This window comes from Nostoc sp. 'Peltigera membranacea cyanobiont' 232 (assembly GCF_002245985.1).
GTDB lineage: Bacteria > Cyanobacteriota > Cyanobacteriia > Cyanobacteriales > Nostocaceae > Nostoc.
Genome location: NZ_NOLK01000014.1, coordinates 12775 through 38573 on the forward strand (window position 1 = coordinate 12775; position 25799 = coordinate 38573).

At 40.1% G+C, this 25799-nt stretch carries 19 protein-coding genes; 9 read left to right on the forward strand and 10 right to left on the reverse strand.

The window, feature by feature from the left end:
* Positions 1 to 113: 113 nt before the first annotated feature.
* The gene (locus CDG79_RS44740; protein ID WP_262985777.1) at positions 114 to 242 is read right to left on the reverse strand and encodes a hypothetical protein; all 129 of its coding nucleotides are present in this window, start codon (positions 240 to 242) and stop codon (positions 114 to 116) included.
* Between the two features lie 596 nt (positions 243 to 838).
* Between CDG79_RS44740 and CDG79_RS07015 the strand changes: the two genes are divergently transcribed.
* A complete protein-coding gene (locus CDG79_RS07015) occupies positions 839 to 1297 on the forward strand; it encodes a hypothetical protein (protein ID WP_094341504.1) in 459 nt (152 codons plus the stop codon).
* Positions 1298 to 2139: 842 nt separating this feature from the next.
* Positions 2140 to 2544, forward strand: coding sequence for a DUF4112 domain-containing protein (locus CDG79_RS07020; RefSeq protein WP_094341505.1), 405 nt, complete (start codon positions 2140 to 2142; stop codon positions 2542 to 2544).
* A gap of 50 nt (positions 2545 to 2594) precedes the next feature.
* Here CDG79_RS07020 and CDG79_RS07025 read toward each other — a convergent pair whose 3' ends face one another.
* Positions 2595 to 3086 carry a DUF1499 domain-containing protein gene (locus tag CDG79_RS07025; RefSeq protein WP_094341506.1) on the reverse strand — a complete coding sequence of 164 codons (492 nt, stop codon included), beginning with the start codon at positions 3084 to 3086 and terminating at the stop codon, positions 2595 to 2597.
* Positions 3087 to 3397: 311 nt separating this feature from the next.
* On the opposite strand from CDG79_RS07025, the gene CDG79_RS07030 reads away from it, so the two are divergent.
* The gene (locus tag CDG79_RS07030) at positions 3398 to 3721 is read left to right on the forward strand and encodes a putative quinol monooxygenase (RefSeq protein WP_442944925.1); all 324 of its coding nucleotides are present in this window, start codon (positions 3398 to 3400) and stop codon (positions 3719 to 3721) included.
* A gap of 378 nt (positions 3722 to 4099) precedes the next feature.
* Here CDG79_RS07030 and CDG79_RS07035 read toward each other — a convergent pair whose 3' ends face one another.
* Positions 4100 to 4741: a glutathione S-transferase family protein gene (locus CDG79_RS07035; protein ID WP_094341544.1), complete on the reverse strand. Its 642-nt coding sequence runs from the start codon at positions 4739 to 4741 to the stop codon at positions 4100 to 4102.
* Positions 4742 to 5418: 677 nt separating this feature from the next.
* Here CDG79_RS07035 and CDG79_RS07040 point away from each other — a divergent pair.
* Positions 5419 to 5682 carry a hypothetical protein gene (locus tag CDG79_RS07040; RefSeq protein WP_094341507.1) on the forward strand — a complete coding sequence of 88 codons (264 nt, stop codon included), beginning with the start codon at positions 5419 to 5421 and terminating at the stop codon, positions 5680 to 5682.
* A gap of 215 nt (positions 5683 to 5897) precedes the next feature.
* On the forward strand, positions 5898 to 8111 hold the full coding sequence (locus CDG79_RS07045) for a glycoside hydrolase family 10 protein (RefSeq protein ID WP_094341508.1): 2214 nt from the start codon (positions 5898 to 5900) through the stop codon (positions 8109 to 8111).
* A 219-nt stretch (positions 8112 to 8330) separates the two neighbouring features.
* Here the strand turns inward: CDG79_RS07045 and CDG79_RS07050 are convergent, their stop codons facing one another.
* The 3 genes from CDG79_RS07050 to CDG79_RS07060 form a co-directional block, all read right to left on the reverse strand.
* Positions 8331 to 9017, reverse strand: coding sequence for a hypothetical protein (locus CDG79_RS07050; protein WP_094341509.1), 687 nt, complete (start codon positions 9015 to 9017; stop codon positions 8331 to 8333).
* A gap of 562 nt (positions 9018 to 9579) precedes the next feature.
* Positions 9580 to 10179: a DUF1003 domain-containing protein gene (locus CDG79_RS07055; protein ID WP_094341510.1), complete on the reverse strand. Its 600-nt coding sequence runs from the start codon at positions 10177 to 10179 to the stop codon at positions 9580 to 9582.
* A gap of 451 nt (positions 10180 to 10630) precedes the next feature.
* Positions 10631 to 12151: an aminotransferase-like domain-containing protein gene (locus CDG79_RS07060; protein ID WP_094341545.1), complete on the reverse strand. Its 1521-nt coding sequence runs from the start codon at positions 12149 to 12151 to the stop codon at positions 10631 to 10633.
* A gap of 216 nt (positions 12152 to 12367) precedes the next feature.
* On the opposite strand from CDG79_RS07060, the gene CDG79_RS07065 reads away from it, so the two are divergent.
* The gene (locus CDG79_RS07065) at positions 12368 to 12583 is read left to right on the forward strand and encodes a hypothetical protein (protein ID WP_094341511.1); all 216 of its coding nucleotides are present in this window, start codon (positions 12368 to 12370) and stop codon (positions 12581 to 12583) included.
* Between the two features lie 385 nt (positions 12584 to 12968).
* Here CDG79_RS07065 and CDG79_RS07070 read toward each other — a convergent pair whose 3' ends face one another.
* Positions 12969 to 14534 carry a hydantoinase B/oxoprolinase family protein gene (locus CDG79_RS07070; protein WP_094341512.1) on the reverse strand — a complete coding sequence of 522 codons (1566 nt, stop codon included), beginning with the start codon at positions 14532 to 14534 and terminating at the stop codon, positions 12969 to 12971.
* A gap of 8 nt (positions 14535 to 14542) precedes the next feature.
* Complete coding sequence (locus CDG79_RS07075; RefSeq protein WP_094341546.1) at positions 14543 to 16639, reverse strand: hydantoinase/oxoprolinase family protein; 2097 nt, start codon at positions 16637 to 16639, stop codon at positions 14543 to 14545.
* Positions 16640 to 17399: 760 nt separating this feature from the next.
* Between CDG79_RS07075 and infC the strand changes: the two genes are divergently transcribed.
* Both infC and CDG79_RS07090 read left to right on the forward strand, forming a co-directional pair.
* Positions 17400 to 17933, forward strand: a complete 534-nt coding sequence (gene infC, locus CDG79_RS07085; RefSeq protein WP_094341513.1) for a translation initiation factor IF-3 — start codon at positions 17400 to 17402, stop codon at positions 17931 to 17933.
* 298 nt (positions 17934 to 18231) lie between these two features.
* Entirely contained in the window at positions 18232 to 21237 is a 3006-nt protein-coding gene (locus CDG79_RS07090; RefSeq protein WP_094341514.1) for an MFS transporter, read from the forward strand.
* A gap of 411 nt (positions 21238 to 21648) precedes the next feature.
* Here the strand turns inward: CDG79_RS07090 and CDG79_RS07095 are convergent, their stop codons facing one another.
* Positions 21649 to 22053, reverse strand: a complete 405-nt coding sequence (locus CDG79_RS07095; RefSeq protein WP_094331509.1) for a response regulator — start codon at positions 22051 to 22053, stop codon at positions 21649 to 21651.
* A gap of 577 nt (positions 22054 to 22630) precedes the next feature.
* Here CDG79_RS07095 and CDG79_RS07100 point away from each other — a divergent pair.
* Positions 22631 to 23494 carry an alpha/beta hydrolase gene (locus CDG79_RS07100; RefSeq protein WP_094341515.1) on the forward strand — a complete coding sequence of 288 codons (864 nt, stop codon included), beginning with the start codon at positions 22631 to 22633 and terminating at the stop codon, positions 23492 to 23494.
* 552 nt (positions 23495 to 24046) lie between these two features.
* Here CDG79_RS07100 and CDG79_RS07105 read toward each other — a convergent pair.
* Positions 24047 to 25639 carry a glycosyltransferase family 39 protein gene (locus tag CDG79_RS07105; RefSeq protein ID WP_094341516.1) on the reverse strand — a complete coding sequence of 531 codons (1593 nt, stop codon included), beginning with the start codon at positions 25637 to 25639 and terminating at the stop codon, positions 24047 to 24049.
* Positions 25640 to 25799: the final 160 nt, after the last annotated feature.

Consider the following 25799-nt stretch of genomic DNA (forward strand, 5'->3'; position numbering starts at 1 on the left):
TGGAATGATGAAGCTAAAAAGGCGATCGCAGTATCAGAGATATCATCCTACTTTTCTCGCGAGAGTAGATTGACACTATCACTCATACCACAATTGCATAAAGCTTATGCAGCCTAAGTTTGAACTATAGAAGCAATGGTGGGCTTATCTAGTAGAGAAGCGATCGCAGTTCCGTATGAGCGATCGCCATAATCAATCCCTAACCACAGGGATTGATTTATGAATATTATATTTGTCGGCATACTTTAACGATTGCAGTGCTAGCCCCCTCACCCCAACCCTCTTAATACGTAAAAAGCAAGTAATTGCTCTACTTAGCATAAGCGAACAATCACCTCCGTAAATGAGTTTTTTTAAGTTTTCAGTCGTAAATGTAAACTACAAGGAGTATCTTGTCAGTTTCACCTCACAAAAATGCATTTATCTCAAAAAATACTACTTATTAGTGAATTTACCACTCAAGATCGACTTCTAAATAACTGACCTCTCTACCGAACAACTAGCTGAAGCTCAAATCACCAAATATGTCCCCATTGGTCGCCCCAAAAGCGTCGCTATCTTCATTGACAGAGAATATCTTCAATCGGGATACCAGATGAAAATCTTTTGTTATTTTGACACAATATTGACACAATAATAACATATCTAAAAAGTGAACAGTAAATTATAGTTTTAAATATTCAGCATATTTTATGTCTAATAACTATGCTGCTTATAAACCTAAATTTTCTTAATCGAGTATTAACCAAAGGAGTACCATTACATAGCTTTTTGTAATCAAGTATTTTTCAACAGTTAATACTTGACTAAATAACTAAAAAATCAATGGGAGGTAACAATGAAATTTTTTAACTTCTATAAAATTAGCTTGGCTTCAGTGTTGCTAGCTACCCCTTTATGTATTTTTTGTCTAAAAACACTTGCAAACACTCCAACTCCTCAAAAGCCAGGAGTTATTATTAATAGCGGTTCTACCAATGCTTGCGGCTATAGAATTCGCGTATTTCCGTCAGGGAAGGCAACTTACACTGTTTGCAACCGGAAAGGTGCAGGTGAAATTAAAGTGAACACAGCCACTAAATTTTTCAATGATATTTCAGTAGCTCAACCACTGTCAAAATTACCAAGTATCTCATGTGCGAAATCTGTTTCGTTCGGGACATCAACTGAAATCAAGTATCAAAGACAAAAATCTCCAGATATTAGCTGTCCCAGCAATGATCCTAAAGTGACAAATCTGTATAATGATGCCGAAAGCATTCAAAAAGAATTGAACTTCTCAACTTCTAAAAATTAATAGTCAAAACCAAACCTGATAGATGATTCTCTCAATTTTGGTGTGAAGCTCTGGCTGAAAAATTGGAATATTGAGTAAGTAGTTTGACAAAAATATTTACAGTTATTGCCAGCAAATTTCTAGTGGCGGGCAGCACCAATTACTTGCCCCAAAAAGGGTTTAAAAGGCGTGGTTGCAAGGCTCTACCAAAATTCATAATCATTGGCAGACGGGTAGAGCCTTGTACAAAACTATATAGAACCCATTTGACATCTTATGCGGTTTTGAATTAAGGTACTCCTCAGCATCTACAATCCAATGCTAATGGCGTATTCCAGTAACCTCACTGATGCAGAATGGGAAATTTTTGAACCCTTATAGCATTTCCCGGTCTACTGAGGTACACCCTTTTTGTTAGTAGGGTTGAAAACGTACCTCACCAGGTAGGGAAATGCTATACGATATATATTTAGGATTTTTCAAAAATAAAATTGGATTGTTATAGAGCGATCGCAATAAACTGTATGATCCATATATATAGCCTTCCGATTTGATTTCTGAAAATATCTGTAGGATGTGTTAGCACGGAGAGTACGGCATCAAACCCTTGATAACAGTGCGTTACGAACTCCGTTCTAACACAACGCCAGTTGCTACAACGGATAGCGCCGGCGGCAAGCGAGTTTGCGAGCGTCGGGAACCTCCGCAACGCACTGGCTCCCCTACAATACCTAATTTCGTTCAAAATCAAATAGTAATCCTATATCTGCTTTATGGGCAGTCGTCATCATTTTTCTTTCTAACGGTACAAGACAAAGAACTAAAAATGGTGGAACTTGAGAGTAGTGTAAATATCGTAAATTATGGACGCTGCCAAACGCCTTGCTACTCTAAATCGCATCCGCAAACTTAGCCGCTTGATGGATACATCGATACGTATCCCTCTAACAGGTTTTCGCATTGGAATAGACCCAATTCTTGGTTTAGTTCCGGGTGCTGGCGATTTAATCAGTACAGCATTTTCAGCTTACATCATATTTTTAGCTACCCGCTTTGGCATCCCACGTGAAGACTTAGCCAAAATGATCTTTAATGTTGGTTTGGAAACAGTCGTTGGTACTGTGCCTTTTCTCGGTGATTTATTTGATGCTTTCTATAAGTCCAATATTCGTAATTTGGCAATTTTGGAGCAACATCTGACAGTAGTTGAACCAGAACTCAAACAAGTGTCTGATGAGCTTTCCTCTGGTAAGTTCAGCCAAATTTAAGTTAGTTGCGATCGCATCCCTAATCTTGGCACTCCTGACGGCTAGCAAAATCAAATATTTAAATCTAAGAGAGCCAAACGAATTTGTTCCATACGCCTGCGGTTGACACCAAGATCCGACTCTCCCACGCGAGATGCAGAGCGCAAATGAATTACTGACTCGTTGGGAGGTAAATAAAACTCTACGTCATCAACAAATTTGAAGATGCGGCTTTTAGAAAGAGCATGAATGTAATTAGGAGTCTGTTCTACAATTTCTGTACGTGGTACAACACTAATAACTTTTAGTAAGATTTCTCTAGCTGCATTGCGGTCTAGATGATAAGTAATCGGGTTGATAGTCTGTTTGGAATCTGCGTTTTGACTCACAACACAGTTATCTGAAGCCGGACAAGAACTAAGATGACCATTATCAACTCCCAAGCTAGAAGAGGCAGCCCAAGTAGCAGCAGGAAATATTAAACTACTAATCAAAGTTATGAGTATTGCAAAGATGATACTCCGTAAGAATTGCTTTCGGAAGCTTTTTAGCAGATGTGACATGATAAATTAACTCCTCACGTTTAAATAGCACTCAATTATTTTCGGTAATTCTTGGATGAGCGTTGCGAGTTGTCGGTTCTGCTTTACACAATATCATCCATCCAACCGCATTCCGCGCTTATATTTAGCTAAGGCTACATCCCTCGACCACAGGAAGCCAGGGATATAGCTTTGCCGTAGTGCATGGTGTGAGAGGATTGACTATGGATTAATAGCTATAGCGGTTATCGATTGGATGAGAACACCAAAGTCCTTGCTGTCAAATCATTTCAGCAAAGTTTTTGTATCTCACTGAACTGCACACCGCTATAATGACTAATGATATAATGACCAACCAAACAATTCATGTTGTAGCTCGTTTTGTAGCTTTACCAGATAAAGTAGAACAACTCAAAACTTTATTATTGGGACTGATTGAACCAACAAAACTTGAAGCGGGTGCGATAAAATATGAACTTTTACAAAATCAATCAGATCCAACAGATTTTACTTTTGTAGAAGAGTGGGAATCTGCGGCAGCATTGGATAATCATTTAGCGTCACCCCATCTGCAAGCATCAATAGCCAAGCTAGAAGGATTAATAGCTGTGCCACCAGATATCCGTCGTTATTCTATTTCGACTGCGATTTCTTAGTATCCCACTGGTGGAATCTTGAAATGGTTATACACAGTGCGTTAGTTCTTTAATTCTTCTGGCTAGGGCTTGATGGCGATCGCCTCCGCCATTGCTCCATTCTTTACCAGACGCGGAACACGAATGCTTGAATGAGAGCAGCGATCGCTCTTTCCCAACTTTTCCTCTCTGTGAGACACTGCAACACTGCCTGAAAGCTTGATTTTCAGGAGGGCGAGTACTTTGCATCCGCTACGCCAACGAGCGCGTCATAACTTGCCGTAGGCGTTTAATTAGCTTAATTCCAGTTTTATCTTAAAAATCACTCATTACCTCAACAGAAGCACAGAAGCGATCGCTTCTGTGCAATCGAAAAGCGCTATTTTCGGGGTACAAGAATTATTGAATGCTATTAGCGAAGTCGTATCTGCCTCCGCGTTCAAGGGCGCGTTCGTAAGCAGGTCGTGCATGGATGCGTTCGATAAATTGCTTAATCTTGGGTCGGCTTGATATGAGTTCAGCTTCCATAGCGACTATTTCCAGAGGAAAACTCATCTGAATATCGGCAGCAGTGAATTCTTCGCCTACAAACCAGGTACTCTTATGAAGTTCACCTTCTATGTAGTCAAAGTGAAGCTTGATTTGGGGCGCGATAAATGCGTCTTTTACGCTGCTGTTTGCTGTCTCAAAACGGTTGAAGATGAGGTTCATTACCAGAGGTGGCATTGCAGATCCTTCGGCGTAATGCAGCCAATAGGTGTAGCGCAGATGCTCTGGCGTATCAGATGGTGGAATTAGCCGACTATTACCGTAGCGATCCACTATGTATTCGATGATAGCGCCCGATTCAGCAACAGTCTCTTCTCCATCTGTAATTACTGGTGACTTGCCGAGGGGATGGACTTCGCGCAGCGATGGCGGTGCTAGCATCGTCTTTTCATCGCGTTCGTAGAACTTAATTTCGTATTCGATACCTAATTCTTCAAGCAGCCATAGCACACGCTGCGATCGCGAGTTGTTGAGATGATGAACAACGATCATAATAGCTACTTTTTCATAATGGGGTTGATAGGAGTTTTTACTCATCTCAACCTATCATCAGTTCCCCCACTCTTCATCTATCTAGTGGTTTGTCTTGGGTATTAGGTAGGTCAAGCGATGAACAATTGCTCATAATATGGACTATAAAATGAACGAGGTTTGATGAAATATCAGAAGCTTTTCCAGATTCTTCTCAAAAAAAATTGGCAGGAATCCCATCCCAACAAGAGGGATGTCTGGGATAGCCACCCACCGATTTAGTCATTAGTACCAATGACCCCAATACTGCTCGGTTAAGGATTTTTAACTCGGAATTGGGTTTGGGGAAAAGGTTAAAGGGTAAAGGTTAAAGGTTTTTTCTTTCCCCTTTCCCCTTCCCCTTTTCCCCAAAACCCGACAAGTATTGCCAATGACCCTCATCACTGCTGTTAGCCGTAGCGGGGCGTAGGAAGGGATAAACTAATGACCAATGACTACCAAAATATTGCTTGGCTAACGACACGCTCTTTAAGACAACTAGCTAAAACGTGACCAATAATTCAGATTTTCATTGACTATAAACCCACAATTATTAGTAAGGGTTGTACTGCATTCCCTGGTGATTCCAGCTTTGACTCGCAAGAATTGGCTGGTATCGGCTTTGTTGTGCCCAACGTTATGAAAGTTTGATGGTATAGATGAATACAGGAATAATCGAGTCTTACAGTAACGGGTTTTTAGAAGTTGTACCAGAGAGCGATTATTGGCAGATTGTAGCTATACACATCAATGGCCAAGCCTACTGCCCTACTCCTCAGCTTTATCGTTCAGAAAAAGTGGCATTAGCAAAAGCTACACAGATTTATGATTGGCTAGCTGTCCATGAAGGAGAAATTAGCGATGGGGCTTGTAACTGCACTGAATTGAAACTCATTCTATGGCAGCAATCGAAAGTTTCTTAGTTGACCTTGTAATAAATTTCATCACAATATCTAGCATTGTCTCAGATAGCCTAACTACAGCTTACATTTGAAACATTGCTATTTGGCACTACTAACCTTATAACTGCGTCAGCTATCTTGCAGCTAAATTACTGCATCAGTTTTTCTGGTGTAACAATTTAACATTTATATGGAATGAAATATAACCAATTAACCTTATTTAGTAAGCAGAAGTAATGACAACTCAGTTTTGGGAAAAAAGCAGAGAAATTAATGGGACTCCAAACAACTCATTGCCTTTGATCGATCGAAGTTGGTGGCTTTTAAGGAAGCGTCTGCTGCCATTATTATGTCTGATATCATTTGTTGCAGTATTGCTACTCAACAGCTTTGCCCCTGCCATTGCCCAACTACCCGCTCAACCTCGTCAGGAAATTCGGGGGGTGTGGTTGAGTGGTAACGACTTTAGCGTTTTCAGAAATCGCTCACAGGTGCTTGCAGCCATGAGCCAACTACGGCAGTTAAACTTTAATACTGTGTATCCCGTAGTCTGGAATGATGGTTACACACAATACCCCAGTGCCATCATGCAAAAAATGGGTATTCCCTTCTTCTTCAAGGGAACAGATGGGCAAGATGTGATTGCAGATATTATCAGCCAAGCCCGCAGAGAAGGTCTACTAGCGATACCCTGGTTTGAATTTGGTTTCATGGTTCCTCTGACTTCGGAACTTGCATCCCAACATCCAGATTGGCTGACACAAAAGGGGGATGGAACTCAAACTTCAATTAGTGCTGCGGGTGAAGTAGCGTGGTTGAATCCCTTCCACCCCGAAGTGCAAAAGTTTATCAGGGAACTCGTTATGGAAGTTATTACTCAATACGATGCTGATGGGGTGCAATTTGACGATCATACGAGTTTACCCGTAGAGTTTGGTTATGATAAATACACGATTAGTCTATATACTCAAGAAACTGGCAATCCTCCTCCACCCAATCCCCAAGCCCAAGCATGGAAAAAATGGCGGGCAGATAAAATTACTGCATTCATGGTAGACCTCTACCAAACTGTGAAAGCCCGAAAACCGAATGCTATCTTCTCAGTTTCTCCCAATTACTATGATTTTGCTTACAAGCTGCAACTACAAGACTGGCTGAACTGGGTAAGGTTGGGTATTGTTGATGAGTTGGTTATGCAGGTATACCGTGATGATTTAGAAAGTTTTATTGCTCAAATTACCCGCCCAGAAATTTTAGAAACTCAACAAATCATTCCAACTGGTATCGGTATTATGGCGGGGTTACGAAATCGCCCAGTTTCTATAGCACGAATCCAATCCCAGGTAGAAGCAGTGCAACAACGCGGTTTAGGTATCGGCTTTTTTTACTACGAAAGCCTTTGGGATATCGCGCCTGAACCAGCAGCGCAACGCCAGTCAGCATTTGCGGCTCTTTTTCCCAATTTAGCGTCGCGCGATATCTCTCAAAATACACCCCGCAAGCCAACTTTTAACACCATCAGCTTACCTTTGTATCCAAAACCTTCTCTTGGTCAACGTGTTCGCGGCTATTTTTTGGAAGTAGCGATCGCAGGTGGTCAACCAAAACGGATCTTATTAGATACTGGGTCAGCAGGGCTGCGAGTTCCCAAAGAGTTTTTGGGTAATGCTCCGATCCAAAGTACAGGTCAAAATATCAAGGAGGTATTAAGTGATGGTACTATCCTAGAAGGAGAATTAGTTTATACTAATGTCCGATTTGGTTTGCTTCCCGCCGCCGAACCTGTTCCCGTACAGATTGTTACTAGTCGCCAATGTACTGCTCAAAAACCAAAATGTTCCGCAAATAACGGTGTGCCATTTTCTGGTATTGTTGGTGTCAACTATTTTGAAAAATCACTTCCCTATAACCCGTTAAGAAAATTACCAGGCAATTTGAGTAACGGATTTATCGTGATTGGAAATGGTGGTAGTAATAACAATGGCAGCCTAATTCTCGGTTTAACTGCTGAAAATCAAGCAGGTTTCAAAATGGCTTCTTGGAGTCAACAACCTGAAATTAATGGTGTACCCGGTAATAGGTGGGACTCTCGGCTAGGCAAAGTTTGTTTAACTATTGCTGGGAGTTCTGCTAAAAATACTTGTAATGCCACAGCGATCGCTGATACCGGCACTATTAATGGTTTGACTGAATTCAAGTCAGCTTCTACAGCAGGAAAACTTAAACCAGGAGTATTAGGTTCAGCAAATGCTGTGAAAGTAGGAATTAATGGCATTTTTGATTACAGTTTGAAACCAGGAACCCGTGATGGATTTAATCGCTGGAATCTGAATATCTCGCCACAGTCAGAACTGCCTATATTTGTAAATACTGGAATTGCCTTTTTTGATAAATACGATATCCTTTTTGACCAAATTAATGGAAAGCAGGGTTTTCGCAGTCGGCGGTAAAACTTAACACCTCATCATAAGTTAAATTTATCAACATCCAGAAGCGGCAGTTAACATTTATGCATTATACTGTCGTTGTGGAATCGGATAAAGTCAAGCTTATAATCATGTCCGGTTAAACAATTGTCATTGCGAAGGTTGCACTCGCAATGACATATCATATAGTAATTTGACGGGCATGAGATTAGACCAATTCACGAAAATTCTGATCCATATAAATTAAAGAGCAAATTCAACTTTTTTTGAAGAAGATAACGCGATAGATAGTCCGTCAAACATGAGACTGAAAGCTTCATATATACGGTCTATCATTTTAAAGAGGTGAATCTCTTGTTGATAATTGAGTTGTATAGTATTCAAATATAGTTGTATTTCGTTCTCAAAAATATCATGGTTTTTCTCAGCACTAAGATGGTGTTTGGAGAAATATTTAAGATTTGGTTTCCAGTTATTTTTTTCTAAAAAATCTGCAATACATTCAAAGAAAATATGACCAGCAGATTCTAAAGTCAGGATTAGAATAATTCTTTCGTAATCAGAAGTAGTGCGAAATACCTCTGACATCAGAAAAAATGTGGCATCACGCACAGCAGTATAAGGTTTGCTGTATAGAACTTGTAAGTTGGGTTGTTCAACATTCATTTCTTGGAGGTCATCTAAAAACCACTTTTCGTGTCCCATATCTTCCAGAAGGTGTTGTTGAATCAATGTATAATATTTCTTGTCAGAAATTTGTAATAAATTTATTCTTAATAAATCTTGAAAAGACATTACCCAAAAACTAATATTGTGTGCAAGCCTGGCAAAATCTTCTAAATCATATTCACAGGTTTTTAAATTTTGAAACAGATCGCTTTGAATTAATCTTTCCTGTTTTCGATAGAGATATTCTTGTATGGTATTCATCTTTTTTACATAGGGCTAGTATGTGATTATTGAAAAAATTCCGTACATCTGGTGGCACAGAAAATCAGAAGAGGTAGAGTTAAGTAGCCGTCAAGGAGTTACTTATTTTACTCTCTGTCCAGAGTAAATTACTGATTTCAAGGTAAATTCTATTCCAATTAGCCAGATTGTAAATCTCCTATTAGTTAGTTGACAAAAAATAAACAAAATGATAAATACAGCTTTTTAGTATTTCCGTTATTCAGCACGTCATACCTTCTCCTCAGCCACCAAAAAACCCCACTGCTCCCGGTTTTAGTTGCTGGGCTGACAGATTGGTGAAGTAAGAGTGAAATTAGCTGAACCGACAGAAACTTAGTAAGCGATCGCTTTACCAAAAAAGTTAGCTCCCCATAACCATTTTTCTATCGTTCGGCTGATTAATTTTTCTAGACACCTAAGATAATAAGCAGGTATAAAATAGCCCAGAGAAAAACTCGTGGCTGAAGAATTAAAAAAAGGCGATAAAGTGAAGTAGAATCCAGCACAGGGTGAAATTACAAGTCTTTAACCGAATACGATATTATCTGTGGTTACGTTTGTTCGGCTTTTTTCTCTTAAGTGCTAGCTGCTGAAGTCGCTCAATTTCAGTTAATACATCTTCGGGCTTCGTTTCCATTTCTAAGTCAGCAAGCTCACTGTCTTCATCATTATTAATCCCCATTTTGTCTTGAATAGCATCAAGCATTTGCAATACTCGTGTGACTTCATGCTCTGTCAATAATGCAATTTGTAAATTTAAGTTGGCGCGATACTCACTTTCTTCACTGAGGCGGTTTTGACTAATTAACACAAATGTTGACAGAAAAATTGCTTCCAGCGATACCACCATTGTCAATAGTCCGTAGGGAAATGGATCGAACGGATGCACGCCAATTCTTCCCGTATTTAAAATAATCCAAGCTCCAAACCAGACTATATGTACATAAACAAAAACTATATGTCCTGAAAAGGAGGTAATCACATCCGCAATTCGATCTTGCAAGTTTCTTTTGTTAGCAGCCTGAAGCCGAAGACGGATGATAGTACGAATGTTCCGTTCTATGATTTTAGACAGTGCTGGATTATTGTCTTCATAGTCTAAGTATTGTTTTCCCTCTTCATTCATACCGCCTTGCTGCATAATTTTGATGTCCTGTTGTTAATAGCACCTTGAAAAAATTAGATTAACTGGCATACTTTGCTTGGTTAAATTCAAAATGCAATAATTCGGATTGGATTATAAACTAAAATGTTGGAGTTCCTGTGCCAGAGCTATTGCATTTTTGTGCCAAGACACTCAGTAAGCACCCTTTTTTGAGCAAAAATTTTGCAGGAGTACTCCAAATATCTGAATCACTATAGCTAATAGTATCTTCTTCGTATTTAATCTAATTGCAGATTTATTGAAACAGAACTAAATTCTTGCTTTTGTAGAATGAAACAGCCTTGCTTAAAAAGGTAGTTGCCAAAGGCGCGGGGATCTTATCCGAACCGTTTGCGATCGCATTAATATTCAAGTTTCATCTTCTCATGTCGATGTATGCAGAAAAAAGCTCGTTCAGCGTGAAGTAGATTAGGAAATCTGTATTAATCTACGAACTGTGAACAAGTGGTTGGTAATGAGATATGCGATGTTTGGCAACAAGCCGCTCTGTATCTACGCATCCTCTATAAATATACTTTTTCAGCAACTTACCCACAATCGAAATACCTTGCTCAATTTCCTCTGGCGGGAGACAGAAAGTTAGACGCATCGCTGGATAACCCTGCTTATCGGGAAAAAATGCCGAACCACACGCCAAATATACATTTTGTGCAAAAGCTTCCTTACGAATTGTCCCAATCGGAATATCATCTGGTAACTGTACCCAGAGAAACAATCCACCCGTGGGAACTGTCCACCGGATTTCTTCAGGAAAATAACGCTCCAAAGCTTGCAACATAGTATTACGACTTTGCAGATTATCTGTGCGAAGTCGGCTGAGGTGACGGCGGTAATGTCCTGAAGCGAGATATTCGCTAACTATTGTTTGCGAAATACTGGATGTGTGCAAGTCGTGGAGTAACTTCCGCTCAATAATTGCTTGATAATGCTTACCTGTAACTACCATATAGCCAACTCGTAAACCAGGCATTAAAGTTTTAGAAAAAGTACTTAAATAAGTTACCAAATTATTTTTATCTAAAGCTTTAATTGGTGCTGGCACTGCATCAAAATTTATTCCTTCATAAGCATTATCTTCCAAAATGGGACACTCATATTTTTCAGCTAATGCTAGTAATTGTTGACGATGATTTTGTGTTGTCGTCAATCCAGTCGGATTGTGAAAAGTACTAATCGTATAAATTAATTTCGGGCGGTGGCTGTGGAGATATTGCTCTAATAAATCTAAATTCATCCCCTCCGCAGTCATGGGAATACCAATAATCTTGGCTCCTAAGTTTTCTAAAATAGAAATTGCACCATAATAGGTGGGAGCTTCCACAATCACCCAATCACCAGGTTGGACATAATAACTCATAGCTAATGACAACCCTTGCTGAGAGCCATTAGTAATAATTAAATCTTCTGGAAAAACCTCTAATCCTTGATGTACTAACATTTGAGCAATTTGTCTGCACAGAGTTAGTTGTCCTTGAGGCATTTCATGGGGAAAGAAAATATCAGCATCATCTTGTCTTAGCGCTCGTCTGGCAATCAGGTTAATATCTTTTGGTGGACGAGGATAGCCGTAGCCAAAATTAATCATTCCTGGCTGTGTTTGTGCTTGCACCAGTGGAGTGTACATATCATAAAAAGAACACTTTTCTGGTTTTGTAATTATGACATTTTGGGCTGGAGCAAATTTAGATTCTAGGTTGGCACTCTTGAGAGACACGCTGCTGACAAAATATCCTGAACCTTGACGAGCAGAAACAATCCCATCTGCTTCTAAAACGTTATATGCTTCAATAATCGTGAGTTTGTTAACTTGTAAACTCTCTGCCAGAGAGCGGATTGAAGGGAGGCGATCGCCATTTTTGAGTGCGCCAGATTTAATCAGATGACTGATGCGATCGCGGATCTGTAAATAAATCGGTTTGTGTGACTGCCGTTCTAATAAAATGTTCATTTTGGCGCACTCGTCAATGACTAAATAATCATCAATACTGGCAATATAAACTATTTCTACCAACTTTACCTAGTACAGTTGAGACTTTTTTGACTATACCAGTTGAAATGCAGCTTAACTGTACTAGATCAAATCTACCAAAACTGTACCTTCTCAGTTGCCAATTATTACGTGAAAGTAAAAGTAATAGTTCACTGTCGATCGGGTATTTTCACTATGAATAAATTTAATTTTTTGTTAAATTTACGAAAATATTGGCAACATTTTGTTATTTGGATAGCAAGTGGCTCTGACCTCCAAGTGTGGCAGGAGTCAGACTGGCATGGTAACATTTCTTGTTGGCACGCCTACGATCCAATTACAGGGCGCTCTGCCTGTTTTGGTTCTGAAGAAGAAATACGAATTTGGATTGACAAGTGTTATTACAGATAAAATAATTTGCTAATCAATATGACAAATAGGCACTTCAGGACAATCGGAGACAATTCACATATATTGACAGCTTTTAAAATCAGCACAAATTACTGGTAATAGTAGTGCATCAAGTTTAAATTGATAGATAAGTAAGTTCGTAGTAAGCACTTTAGTGCTTAAAACAATTAGGACTAAAGTCCTTACTATCAACTCTCACAACTAACTTAAATAGGACTTACGCAAAAACTCTCTGAAACTCTTATTTCTTTGTGTCCTACCCCTGCGGGAAGCCGCTCCGCGTCTATGCGTCCAACTCTTACGAGACGCTGCGCGTAGCTTGCTTCCCCGCAGGGGTATGCGGTTCGTTTTTTCATGACTTTGCGTAAGTCCTGTTAAAAAAGTACTAGGAAACTTTACCAAATCCGCCTCCTCCAGGAGTTTCTATCACAAAAATATCCCCTGTCTTCATCTCTACTGTTGCTGTGCTATCTAAATTCTCTTCAATTCCATTCTGACGTTGTATCCAATTGCGTCCAACAATTCCGGCTTCCCCACCATTTAATCCAAAGGGAGGGATAACCCGATGTCCAGAGAGAATATTAGCTGTCATCTGTTCTAAAAAACGGATGCGGCGAACAACTCCATTACCACCAGAATATTTTCCTTTACCACCGCTATCGGGACGAAGACTAAAGCTTTCTAAAAGTACAGGATAACGAGTTTCTAAAACTTCAGGATCGGTCAACCGGGAGTTAGTCATGTGAGAATGAACGCCATCAGTTCCATCAAAATCAATTCCTGCTCCAGAACCGCCGCAGATAGTTTCATAATATTGATATTGCTCATTCCCAAAAGTAAAATTATTCATCGTCCCTTGAGAAGCAGCCATGACACCCAAAGCGCCATATAAAGCATCAACAATGGTTTGAGAAGTTTCGACATTACCAGCTACCACTGCTGCTGGATAAGTTGGATTCAGCATACAGCCAACTGGGATAATAATTTCTAATGGGTTAAGACACCCGGCATTGAGAGGAATATTATCATCAACCAAAGTCCGAAAGACATATAAGACTGCTGCTTGAGTTACAGCTTTAGGAGCATTAAAATTACTATTTAGTTGTTGAAAAGTTCCAGTAAAATCAATGGTTGCACTGCGGCTTTCTTGATGAATTGTAACTTTTACTTGAATTATTGCTCCATTATCCATTTCATAAATAAATGAGCCATCATTGAGAAGGTTAATAGCTTTTCTGACAGACTCCTCAGCATTAGCTTGTACAAAGTTCATATATGCTTGAACAGTCTCAATACCATATTGCGAAACCATTTTATAAAGTTCTTGTCCTCCCCGTTCATTTGCGGCAATTTGTGCCTTAAAATCAGCAAGATTTTGGTCAGGGTTACGCGCAGGATAAGTATGATTTGATAGGTGCTGTCTTACTGCGATTTCTCGGAAATTTCCTTCTTCAACCAAGAGAAAATTATCAAAAAAAATTCCTTCTTCTTCTACTGTGGTACTGTGGGGAGGCATTGAACCGGGGGTAATTCCACCGATATCTGCTTGGTGTCCGCGAGAAGCAACAAAAAATAGGGGAGTGGGGAATAAAGTATTTTCACAATTCTCTAGAAAAACAGGAGTAATTGCAGTGACATCAGGAAGGTGGGTTCCGCCGTTATAGGGGTTATTAGATAGATAGACATTTCCTGGTTTTAGGGTGTCGCCTTTATTGTTAATTAAACTGCGAACACTTTCACTCATCGAACCTAAATGTACGGGAATATGGGGGGCATTTGCTACTAACAATCCCGATGAATCAAAAATAGCACAGGAGAAATCTAGCCTTTCTTTAACATTCACAGATGTGGCTGTGTTTTGTAACACAATACCCATTTGTTCGGCGATAAACTGATAGAGATTTTTGAATATTTCTAAACGGACAGGATCGGGTTGAGATGTTGTGTACATGTTTATTTCTATTTGTTTATAAGTTGTAAAATTAAATGATTGCGTTCAGTTAATCTCGCTTGCCAGTTAGGTTTAACTACGATTGTGCTAATTTTTTCGACAACGATCGCAGGCCCATTAATGCTATCTTCTGGTTGTAAATATTCTCGTCGATAAACAGGGGTATCATGCCATTTATCAGTACTATACATCCTTACTGTTTCAACAGATATAGGAGCTTCATCTAAAGGGCGAGTCCGAATAATTAAAGGTTCTTCAGGAGTATCCATTTTCTGAATTACTTCGACTGAGGCTGATTCCACAATTAAAGCTTTTTCTAATTGAATAAAACCATAACGTGATTGATGTTTAACCTCAAACTCTTGTTGCATTAATACCCAATCATGGGCAAAATTAACGCTTAAAGTAGAGTTAGTTCCTTCATATTTCAAGTTAACTTTTCGGACTATTTCTATTTGAATAGGTAATTCATTTATTTCATTTCTAGCTTGAGTTTCTAAATATTCCATTAAATGCTGTAATTTAGGAATTAATGCTTGAGTTAAAGGCTGTTCTACTCCTCCTTCTCTAATCGCCCTGACATCAGCTAATCCCATTCCATAAGCAGAGAGAACACCAGCATAAGGGTGAAGAAATATCTTTTTAATTCCCAAGGTATCGGCAATTAAACAAGCAACTTGTCCGCCTGCGCCGCCAAAACAACAAAGCACATATTTGCTAACATCATAACCTCGTTGCAGACTGATTTTTTTAATTGCGTTCGCCATGTTTTCTACTGCGATCGCAATAAATCCAGCCGCTACCTGTTCGGGAGTACAATGATTTAATGTCGCGCCTTGAATATCTTGGGCTAATTGGGTAAATTGCTGAATGACAGTATCTTTATCTAAAGGTAAATTGCCATCAATTCCAAAAACTGAGGGAAAATATTGTGGGTGAATTTTGCCTAACATTACATTGGCATCAGTAACTGCTAATGGGCCGCCACGTCGATAACAAGCAGGCCCAGGATTAGAACCAGCAGATTGAGGGCCGACACGATAACTAGAACCATCAAAAAAGAGAATTGAACCGCCTCCAGCAGCAATGGTATTAATTGCTAATACGGGAACTCGCATCCGCGCCCCAGCAATTTCCGAATCTAGTTGTCGTTCGTATTCTCCTTTAAAGTGGGCGACATCTGTACTTGTTCCTCCCATATCAAAGGTAATAACTGATTCAAAACCTGCTCTTTTACTAGTCTGAACTGCGCCGACAATACCGCCAGCCGGGCCACTTAAAATACTATCTTTGCCTTGAAATTGTTGGGCTGCGACTAAACCCCCGTCAGATTTCATAAACATTAATTTTACTCCAGGTAACTGACTTGCTATCTGGTTGACATAGCGACGGAGAATCGGAGTTAAATAAGCATCAACTACTGTTGTATCTCCTCGGCTAACTAACTTCATTAAAGGACTAACTTGATGAGATACAGATATTTGTGTAAAGCCGATTTTTTGGGCGATTTGGGATAGTTGTTGTTCGTGATTTGGATAGCGATCGCTGTGCATAAAAACAATAGCACAACTCCGAATTCCTATGTTGTAAAATGCTTGCAATTCCTTTTTTGCTTTTTGAATATCTACAGGAATTAATTCATTACCATGAGCATCATAACGTTCGTTAATCTCAATTACCTGTTCATAAAGCATAGTTGGTAAAATTATCTGACGGGCAAAGATGTTAGGACGGTTTTGGTAGCCAATTCGTAGCGCATCTTTAAACCCTTTGGTGATGATAAGAACAACTCTATCTCCTTTCCGTTCTAACAGTGCATTTGTTGCTACTGTTGTCCCCATTTTTATAACTTCTATTGCTTCAGTAGGAATGGGTTCGTTACCAGAAATACCTATAATATCTCGTATACCTTGAATAGCTGCATCTTGATATTGTTCTGGATTTTCTGAAAGCAGTTTATAAACTATAATCCATTGCTGATTAGGCAGAGAAACAATTAAAAAACGTTCAGGATGTCTTGAGAGTCTGTCTATAATTACCTGATTATTAGTAACGGCAACAATATCTGTGAATGTACCACCTCTATCAGCAAAAACTTTTAACATGATTCTGTTTCCTGTATTGGCTTTGTAGGTCGTACCGGGAGCATTCCAATTTAGCAAACATATACGGAACTGATGCAAAAACCCTTTTAAATCGTCTTCCCTTTCTGTCCTACTCTGCGGGAAGCCGCTCCGCGTCATGTGTCCTTCTCTAACGAGACGCTGCGCGTAGCTTGCTTCCCCGCAGGGGTATGCGATTCGTTTTTTATCCTCCGGGGTAAGTCAAAATTCCGTATGTAAATTAAACTTGCACATTTGGGATGCTCCCTTTCATCCAGTATAAATTTAGTTGTGGAACCTGCTACAGATAAGACTAGACTCAGGGTTCCGGTCAAAATTCTGAGATTAGGGATTGCCTTGGTGAACCACTCACGCGGTAAGTCTAATTCATAGACTCCCTTTTTCTTATCGTTGGGATTTAAGGCTGGAAGTGGCTGACGTGCATGTTCGCACCAGAGGATGAGTTGAAACTAGTCATCCATTTTGAGAGATGATATTGCTCAATGCGATCGCCAAAAGTATTGCTCAAAAATTGTAATAATATTTAACATGAGTCTAGGTTGTGTAATTTAGATTAACTATTGCAGAGAAATTCTCTCAGAGTTAGTAGAATGACAAATACAACGAGGCAACTATTTTATGGATTAGTTACTCTAGAACTGTAGACTACGTTTTCAGTCCTGAGTTATTTCCGTATTTTGCCTCTGAGGCATACTAATCAAGACTACACCAAATCCTTCATTAAGAGCTCCCACAAATCATAATGCCTGTGATTGAGAAGAAAAGAACTCGCGATCTGCCCCAAATTAACGAACGAATTCGCTTCCCGAAAATTCGGGTAATTGATACTGATGGTGCCCAACTGGGAATTATGCCCCCACAAGAAGCACTACAACTAGCAGAAGAAAAAGAGTTAGATTTGGTGCTTATAAGTGACAAAGCTGACCCGCCAGTTTGTCGGATTATGGACTACGGGAAATATAAGTTTGAGCAGGAGAAAAAGGCGCGGGAAGCCCGGAAAAAGCAGCACACGGCTGATGTCAAAGAAGTTAAGATGCGCTACAAAATAGAAGAACACGACTACAACGTACGTGTTAAGCAAGCAGAGCGCTTTTTGAAAGATGGCGATAAAGTCAAAGCGACTGTGATGTTCCGGGGTCGAGAAATTCAACACAGCGACCTAGCAGAAGAATTGCTCAAGCGAATGGCAATGGATTTGGAGCCTTATGGCGAGCTTCAACAAGCGCCTAAAAAAGAAGGGCGAAACATGATGATGCTCATCTCGCCCAAAAAATAATCCTCTAACTGTTGAATAGACCAAGTTTGAAAAACCCCCGGCTATAAGTCAGGGGTTTTTTCGTTGGGATGCAAGATACGCTCAAAACTTTAAGGTCATTTAAATTTATCTAAAATCGATAGTCCTGAAGGCTGAGTGGGAAACATAATACTCAGTTACTCAGGACTTTTGCTATTTCCAGGGGACGCGGGAGACAAGGGGACAAGGAGGACAAGGAGGACAAGGAGGACAAGGAAGTATATTTCATTTCTTCCCTTGCCCCCCATTACGCGGTGATACTACCAGAAAATAAAACTGCATGGAACTGAAAAATCACTGGTTGGCTGTAAATAAAGTTGCTTTACCACGACTACTACAGTGGGTGAATCTCCGACCAGAGGAGAGCGAACGAACTCAGATAATGTTTATTTTTTACACAACCGTGTGTGTAGGATTGCGGTGGGCAGAAGACAGTACGGTGGCGCTGTTTTTAGATGAATATGGGACTCATCTCTTGCCGTGGATGTATATTGCCAGTGCCGCAATGAGTGCAGGACTGGTTTTTTTATACTCTTGGCTGCAAAGGATTTTTCCCTTACGCCGAGTGATTGTGGCGATCGCACCTTGTATGTTGATGCCATTACTTTTATTAGTTGTATTACGTTGGGGAGCGCATGTTTCCTACCTGGCAGTTATTTCGGCCTTTCTGCTGCGGTTGTGGGTAGATGCCCTTTATGTAGTTAATGACCTCAACACCTCCATCGTTGCTAACCAAATATTTAATATTCGGGAGATTAAGCGCACTTACCCACTGGTGAGTAGTGGTCTTTTGGTCGCAGATGTGATTAGTGGTTTTAGTTTGCCTTGGCTAGTGCAATACACCTCACTAAATAAGATCATCTTTATCGCCTGTCTAGTGATTTTCTTAGGATCGGGGATTTTACTCTATTTAACTAATCGCTATCGAGCGGCTTTTCCTGAAACCCCACAAAAACTAATTCCTGAAGAACAAGTTTCACGAGAGCGTTTCATTAAAAGTCCCCTAAAGCGCTATGTTTGGCAATTGTTTGCCTTTGTCGGTCTATTGCAAGTGATTGGGTTGTTAATAGATTTTCAATATCTGCGCGAACTCCAATCTAATTTGGGCGATCGAGAACTCGCCAGTTTTTTGGGTCTTTTTGGTGGAATGTTGGGACTGTGTGAATTGTTGTTGCAATGGTTTATTTCTAGCCGACTCATCGAACGGATGGGAGTATTTTTCACAGCGACCCTTTTACCAATCACCGTCGGCTTTGCACTACCAGGAGTGTTGGTATTGTTGAATTTAATTCCAGCCATCCAATCGCAAAGCTTTTTCTGGGGTTTGATAATTGTCAAATTTTGCGATGAACTTCTGCGCTACACCTTTGTCATGAGTAGCGGCCCCATCCTCTACCAACCGATTCCAGAGGCAATTCGCAGCCGGATGCAGACTTTATCTGGTGGAACCGCCGAAGCGATCGCTACAGGTTTGACAGGAGCGCTAATTTTTGCAACTCTATTGTTTTCTGGGCGGTTTGTACCCGTACCACTACAAAAGTTGGTGTTAGTAGCAGAAACAATGTTGATAGCTGGCACCTGTTTAAAAGTAGTTTGGGAATTGCGATCGCGCTACGTTGAACTGCTAGTTTTAAGTGTGGCCCGGGGTCACTTGAGTGCAACCAATGTCGGCTTACGATTCTTCAAACAAGGCGTAGTCAAAGCTTTAGGAGAAAAAGGCAGTGAGGCTGATAAACGCTCTTGTATTGAACTTTTAGCCCAAATTGACACCCAAGGCTCTGCGGAAGTTTTAGCACCTCTGTTAGTCAAGTTAACCCCAGATTTACAGCGCCAAAGTTTGGAAGTCATGCTGATGGCAGGTGCAAATCCCGCTTATCTATCCGCCATCCGTCCTTTGTTAGAACAACCCCAAGAAACTAACCCCGAAGTTTTTGCCTTGGCGCTACGCTACGTTTGGCTGGCTGAACCAAATCCCAATTTAACCATCCTAGAAGAATACCTGAACCCCCGGCAAAACTCACTCATCCGCGCCACCGCCGCCGCTTTAGTCTTACGCCAGGGAACGCCGATGCAAAAGGTAGCAGCTACTAAAACCATGCGCCGAATGTTGACTCATAAGCAAGAACGAGAACGGGTGAATGGAGTTAGAGCGCTCAGAGAAGCAGTTTATTTGCAGGCGTTGCGGATTCACATCCCGAATTTGTTACAAGATGAGTCGTTACGGGTACGCTGTGCCGTATTGGAAATGATTGCAGCAACCCATTTAGAAGAGTACTATTCAGCACTGATAGCAGCACTTTATTACAAATCAACCCGCACTACAGCAATGTCAGCCCTAGTACGACTAGAGAATGAAGCTATAGAAATGCTGTTGCGGTTAGCTACCAATATTTACAAACCAGAAGTAGTGCGGATGTACGCTTGGCGTACCATTGCTCAAATTGGTACTCAACAGGCATTGGAGACTTTATGGGAAAACTTGGAGACATCCTGGGGAACTACGAGGGATCATATACTTCGCAGTTTACTAAAAATACATAAACAACCAGGAATTAGAGGTTTAGTCGATCGATTTTATGAAAGTCGGGTAGAAAATTTAATCGAGCAGGAATTAAAGTTTTTAGGCGAAATTTACGCCGCATATATAGACTTGAAAATATTAGACGAAAAAGAAAATCATCAATCAAGTGAGAGGATTGTGATTGTCTCAGAGTTACTGCAACGCGCCCTTTTAGAATTGGAATTGGATGTCAAAGAGCGGCTGCTACTATTATTGAAACTGCTTTACTCGCCAGAAAAGATGCAGGCAGCAGCATTTAATCTGCGATCGCTCTCAGTGGTAAACTTAGCGCGGGGGTTAGAAATCCTAGAGCATACCGTAACTTTGTCTTCAAAGTCTCTGTTGCTGAATATTTTAGATAACCGACCACAGGCAGAAAAATTGCAACATCTTGTAGAAGCCAAGATCGTAGAATATGAAAATATGGTAGTTAGCGATCGCCTCCACAGATTGCTGATGCTGGGTAACTTCCTTTCTGACTGGTGCCTAGCTTGCTGCTTTCATTTTGCTCAAGTGACTCGCACCAGACTGACAAGCTCTGAGATTTTAGTCAGTTTGCGTCATCCAACAGGCTTTGTTAGAGAAGCTGCGATCGCATATCTAAATATGGTTTCATATCGTGTTCTCCTGCAAATCTTACCCCAGTTACAAAAAGATCCACATCCTTTGGTGTCTGCTCAAGTTAAAGAGTTACTCAAAAAATACCAATTCAAAAGTTACAATTGACTTTGACAAAGAGTTTTAGCCTTAACCCAAGCGGATTGATTTATAAAGTAAAAATAAAATTAGCGTCGGGTGTATTAAGTACATAAGTAACTACGCAAAATTAATTACAGTCATTGCGAGCGAAGTGAAGCAATCCCAGCCCTTGCGATTGCTTCACTTCGCTTCTCTACGAGACGCTAACGCGACCGATGAATTCGCAATGACATTGTGTAATTAATTATGTTTACCTACTTATTTCTAGACGAGCGCTCGCAGAAAATGTCCTCAAAATGCCTTACACACTGTGTCACATGGCGGTGCGTTAGGCTAAAGCCGTAACACACCCTAAATTTTGATTACTTTATAAATAGTTTCTTACTGTTAATAAATCTCACCACATTTAAGTGTGTAAAAAGCAAGATATTACAATAATTACCAATTACAAGAAGCAACCAAGCTAGCCACTATCTGAACTAGTTCTTCTGGATCGATCGGTTTAGATACATGAGTGTCAAAACCACCTTCCAAGGCACGAATCCGATCCTCACTATCAGCATAAGCTGTTAAAGCAATAGCGGGGACTCGTCCACCATTCTTTGGTTGAAGCGCACGGATTTTGCGAATGAAAGTGTAGCCATCCTCACCAGGCAACCCAATATCAGAAATTAACACATCTGGCTGCAATTCAGATAATACTTTGCGGGCCGCATCTGCCGATATTACTGGTATAACTTTTGCTCCATCCATTTCCAACACAGTAGTGATGAAAAAGCGAGTATCATTATCATCCTCAACTACCAGGATATCTAAACCAGCAAGAGTTCCAGAAGTTTGCATAATAAAGTTTTTAATTAAATGACGAGCTTTGTACAAGTCCAAGTCGTAGTCACGGGGATGCTTGCAGTTGCGCGTGGGCGGAATCACGCCTGGGCTTGCAGGTGTTAAATCACGCGCACATCAGCATCGTATCCTGGTGGCATGGTGTTAGCAACAACAGTAGGCAGCAGTTTATCCGCTCCATCAAGACCACAGGCTTGTCGAAGACTTCGGAGTACATCACTAGCGACAAGCCGCTAAGAGCATCTACGGGACTGGAATAAGCCTTACCATAGCTTCTCTACAAATACTGCTGTTACCTGGCGCAATTGCCACAAAGAGTAAATTAATTAGTCCAGTAATTCGATCTTAACTTTACGAAGGTAAGGAAATAGTAAAAATTTATTCAAGAATAAATTTTCAGCTTGCGTAATAGAATCTAGAAATAGTAAATTTATCAAACAGAATTCAGGAGTCAGGAGTCAGAATGGCTAAACGCCCATTCTGGCTTCTGAATTCTTCTTCAATAAAATATTTAGACCGAGATTGTACTGAAAGTTTTACCTTTAAAATTACTTAAGCTAAACCATAAAACTCAATGCTGTACCGCAATTTTCAAACTCAAGCCGACCTAGATTACCAGTACAATCCCAGCGAACTAGGTCTTGATATACCTGGATACATAAATTTTTATGCCACAAACAGTGCTGGAGTGCGTGAAAAACTACGTTGTCATCTAGATGTTGCTTTTGGCTCTACCCTAGTCGAACATCTAGATATTTTTCCCGCAGCGCAGCCACAAGCACCAATTTTGGTATTTATCCACGGTGGCTATTGGATAATGTCCAGCAGCAAAGATTTTAGCTTTGTCGCCCAAGGTCTTGTAGCTGCCAATGTTACAGTGGTAGTGGTTAACTATGCCTTGTGTCCAAAAGTAACCATTGATGAGATTGTCCGTCAAAATCGTTCAGCGATCTCCTGGATTTATCATCATGCTGAAAGCTTTGGTGCAGACCCCAATCGCATCCATGTAGCTGGTCACTCAGCCGGTGGTCACTTAACTGCGATGCTCATGTCTACAGACTGGAAAAACGACTATGGACTACCAGATGACATCATTAAAGGTGGTTGTGCTATTAGCGGTTTGTTTGATTTGATGCCATTTCCTTACACCTGGCTACAACCCAAAATACAACTCACCTGGGCTGAAGTTCTTCGCAATAGTCCTATCCGTCATCTTCCTGAAAAATCTGGCTTTCTACTTGTAACTTTTGGTGGCGAAGAAACTTCAGAATTTCAACGTCAATCGCTAGATTTTTTGGCTGCATGGAAAGAAAAAGAATTACCTGGTGAATACTTACCACAGCCTAATGAAAACCACTTTACGGCAATCAATGGTTTTTTAGACACTGACAGTACACTGTGTACGGCAATTTTGAGGCAAATCAATAAAGCTACATGATATAGGACTAGTATTTGATTTTTGAAATCCATGTAGGGTGCGTTACGCTACGCTAACGCACCATCCCAAGCTTATGGTGCGTTACGACGTTCCGTCTAACACACCCTACAGATACTTATATAGGATTACTATTTGATTTTTGAACGAAATTAGGTATTGTAGGGGAGCCAGTGCGTTGCGGTGAATCCAGCGCTGTAGGCGGGTTTCCCAACCTAGGCGACTGGTGTTGTGTTAGAACGGAGTTCGTAACGCACTATTATCACGGGTTTGATGCCGTACTCTCCGTGCTAACACATCCTACGTATATTTTCATAAATCAAACCGGATTCCTATATTTTTTCAATAATCAAATATGATTCCTATATTAGCATTAATACATAACATGCCCTTTTAAAATACCTAAAATAAAGAGAGCGATCGATTGTCCGCTATCGCTTTCTCCAGCTTTTAGCCATTACTAGCTAGTATGAGGTCATGCACTTTGGAATTGCACTGGTGAGCAAAGCTTACTGTGGTTATGTTCTTATTTAAAGCGCCATATCTGCACCGAAATTAGGTGGATTTTGTTACTTTCCAGAAAAAGCGGTTTATCTGCTGTAATTTTGAGTTATAAACCTTCTCAACTCCAGCCTTTAAGAAGTCAGACGGATCGTACAATAACAAAAATATGTCACTAAAGCCATTAGCAATCTCTGGCAACTGATTTTTTTCTACAATTTGAAATCGCACCTTTGGATCGACTAAGTGCCCAAGTATTTGTACTGGTGGAAGTATGTTCTCAGTATTACTAATTAACAGTGGTTTATCTGCTTGACTAAGAATATTAGCAATTTTCGGAAATTCTTGGTATCTTTCCGGGTATTTGTTCCACCATATCTGGGCTTGAGAGTTGATCGTACAAGATATAACTCCGCTCATTATTAATATAAATGTTACAAGTGACCAGAACTTTTTCTGCCAAGCTTTAGTATAAATAGATGTGAGCTTAGTGGTCAATAAATAAGCAACAGCTAACTGGATACCTAAAACGGAGGGAAGTGTATATCGACTAGTAGCATATCGATCTCGAAAGACGAAATCCGCTATTAGTAGGGGAAGACCTACTGAGCCAATTAAGGTTAAGACAAATAACCAAACTCTTTTAGATGTTCTTCGACAGAGAACATAAATTGAGTAGAGCATTAAAACTAAAATAATTAAAATAAACGGAATTAAGGCAATCTTAAGTTTTCCTGGATCGCTAGGGCTAATACCTAAATCAAGAAACGTCCGACTAAATATACCAGCCCATCTTGTAGCTGATGCAAATAATGTTTGTTTCACACCCGCCCAACCTACTGATTCTGGTTGAGGATTGGTAATAATAATCCAAATCCAAGGTACAAAAGTTATAAACGCCACAAGCGATGATATCAGATAAGAAATCGATATTTTACTCAATCGGAAGCGTTCGATTGCAATTACATAAATTCCCTGTGAAAAAGCAACTAAGGTAAAAAATATATGGGTATAAAACCCTATTAATAATGTTGCTGCATAGATGAACCAACTAACCTTTGTTTGAAGGCGCATGGCTCGCAGCAGTGCTACGCTTGATGCTAAGATGGTTACTATCCATAAACTGTATGCTCGTGCTTCTTGTGCATACACCACGTCAACAGGTGAAACGGCTACTAAAGCTATGGCTATCCACCCTATTAGTGAAGACTCAAATAATTCTTTACATAGCAAATAAAGAAAAGGAAAAGTCAGCAGACTAATGAATGCCGAGAAACTTCTCGTTACTGCTACAGAATTACCAAATAATTCTACCCAGAACCGGGTTATCAAAATGTATAGCGGCAAAATCTGTGAGTCTTCTAAGATAATTCCTTTAATTGTATCAGTTGCATTTTTATCTGGGTTGGGATACTGATATTTCTGCAAATCTTCTGTGCCGAACACATGACCATTACCTAACTGCTTTTTCATTTCTGACTGCATATAGCCAGATATGCGTAATGATGAAAAAACCTCATCACCCCAATAAAGTTTTTTGTCAATATTAACGAATCGAAAAAATATACCTATAACTAATAGGATAATTACTAAAAAACGCAACCAAGATTTAGAAATATTCCAGTTCTCTGACAATTGGTTATTCATACATCAATAGTGATATCAGCAAAAGTTCAAAATAGTTTTAATCGCAGTTTATCTAAGATTCGTGTTTAGCATAACAGGTATAAGCCTGCAAGTAAACATCTGAATAATCATCTCAGATTAACAGTTAACCAGGATCGAATTCTCTATAAATCTTTGGGCT

What these genes read in the sequence shown, in the direction of transcription:
- CDG79_RS44740 (WP_262985777.1), bottom strand. Translation starts at nt 242, where the DNA reads ATGCCGACAAATATAATATTCATAAATCAATCCCTGTGGTTAGGGATT.
- CDG79_RS07015 (WP_094341504.1), top strand. Translation starts at nt 839, where the DNA reads ATGAAATTTTTTAACTTCTATAAAATTAGCTTGGCTTCAGTGTTGCTA.
- CDG79_RS07020 (WP_094341505.1), top strand. Translation starts at nt 2,140, where the DNA reads ATGGACGCTGCCAAACGCCTTGCTACTCTAAATCGCATCCGCAAACTT.
- CDG79_RS07025 (WP_094341506.1), bottom strand. Translation starts at nt 3,086, where the DNA reads ATGTCACATCTGCTAAAAAGCTTCCGAAAGCAATTCTTACGGAGTATC.
- CDG79_RS07030 (WP_442944925.1), top strand. Translation starts at nt 3,398, where the DNA reads ATGACTAATGATATAATGACCAACCAAACAATTCATGTTGTAGCTCGT.
- CDG79_RS07035 (WP_094341544.1), bottom strand. Translation starts at nt 4,741, where the DNA reads ATGATCGTTGTTCATCATCTCAACAACTCGCGATCGCAGCGTGTGCTA.
- CDG79_RS07040 (WP_094341507.1), top strand. Translation starts at nt 5,419, where the DNA reads ATGAATACAGGAATAATCGAGTCTTACAGTAACGGGTTTTTAGAAGTT.
- CDG79_RS07045 (WP_094341508.1), top strand. Translation starts at nt 5,898, where the DNA reads ATGACAACTCAGTTTTGGGAAAAAAGCAGAGAAATTAATGGGACTCCA.
- CDG79_RS07050 (WP_094341509.1), bottom strand. Translation starts at nt 9,017, where the DNA reads ATGAATACCATACAAGAATATCTCTATCGAAAACAGGAAAGATTAATT.
- CDG79_RS07055 (WP_094341510.1), bottom strand. Translation starts at nt 10,179, where the DNA reads ATGCAGCAAGGCGGTATGAATGAAGAGGGAAAACAATACTTAGACTAT.
- CDG79_RS07060 (WP_094341545.1), bottom strand. Translation starts at nt 12,151, where the DNA reads ATGAACATTTTATTAGAACGGCAGTCACACAAACCGATTTATTTACAG.
- CDG79_RS07065 (WP_094341511.1), top strand. Translation starts at nt 12,368, where the DNA reads ATGAATAAATTTAATTTTTTGTTAAATTTACGAAAATATTGGCAACAT.
- CDG79_RS07070 (WP_094341512.1), bottom strand. Translation starts at nt 14,534, where the DNA reads ATGTACACAACATCTCAACCCGATCCTGTCCGTTTAGAAATATTCAAA.
- CDG79_RS07075 (WP_094341546.1), bottom strand. Translation starts at nt 16,639, where the DNA reads ATGTTAAAAGTTTTTGCTGATAGAGGTGGTACATTCACAGATATTGTT.
- infC (WP_094341513.1), top strand. Translation starts at nt 17,400, where the DNA reads ATGCCTGTGATTGAGAAGAAAAGAACTCGCGATCTGCCCCAAATTAAC.
- CDG79_RS07090 (WP_094341514.1), top strand. Translation starts at nt 18,232, where the DNA reads ATGGAACTGAAAAATCACTGGTTGGCTGTAAATAAAGTTGCTTTACCA.
- CDG79_RS07095 (WP_094331509.1), bottom strand. Translation starts at nt 22,053, where the DNA reads ATGCAAACTTCTGGAACTCTTGCTGGTTTAGATATCCTGGTAGTTGAG.
- CDG79_RS07100 (WP_094341515.1), top strand. Translation starts at nt 22,631, where the DNA reads ATGCTGTACCGCAATTTTCAAACTCAAGCCGACCTAGATTACCAGTAC.
- CDG79_RS07105 (WP_094341516.1), bottom strand. Translation starts at nt 25,639, where the DNA reads ATGAATAACCAATTGTCAGAGAACTGGAATATTTCTAAATCTTGGTTG.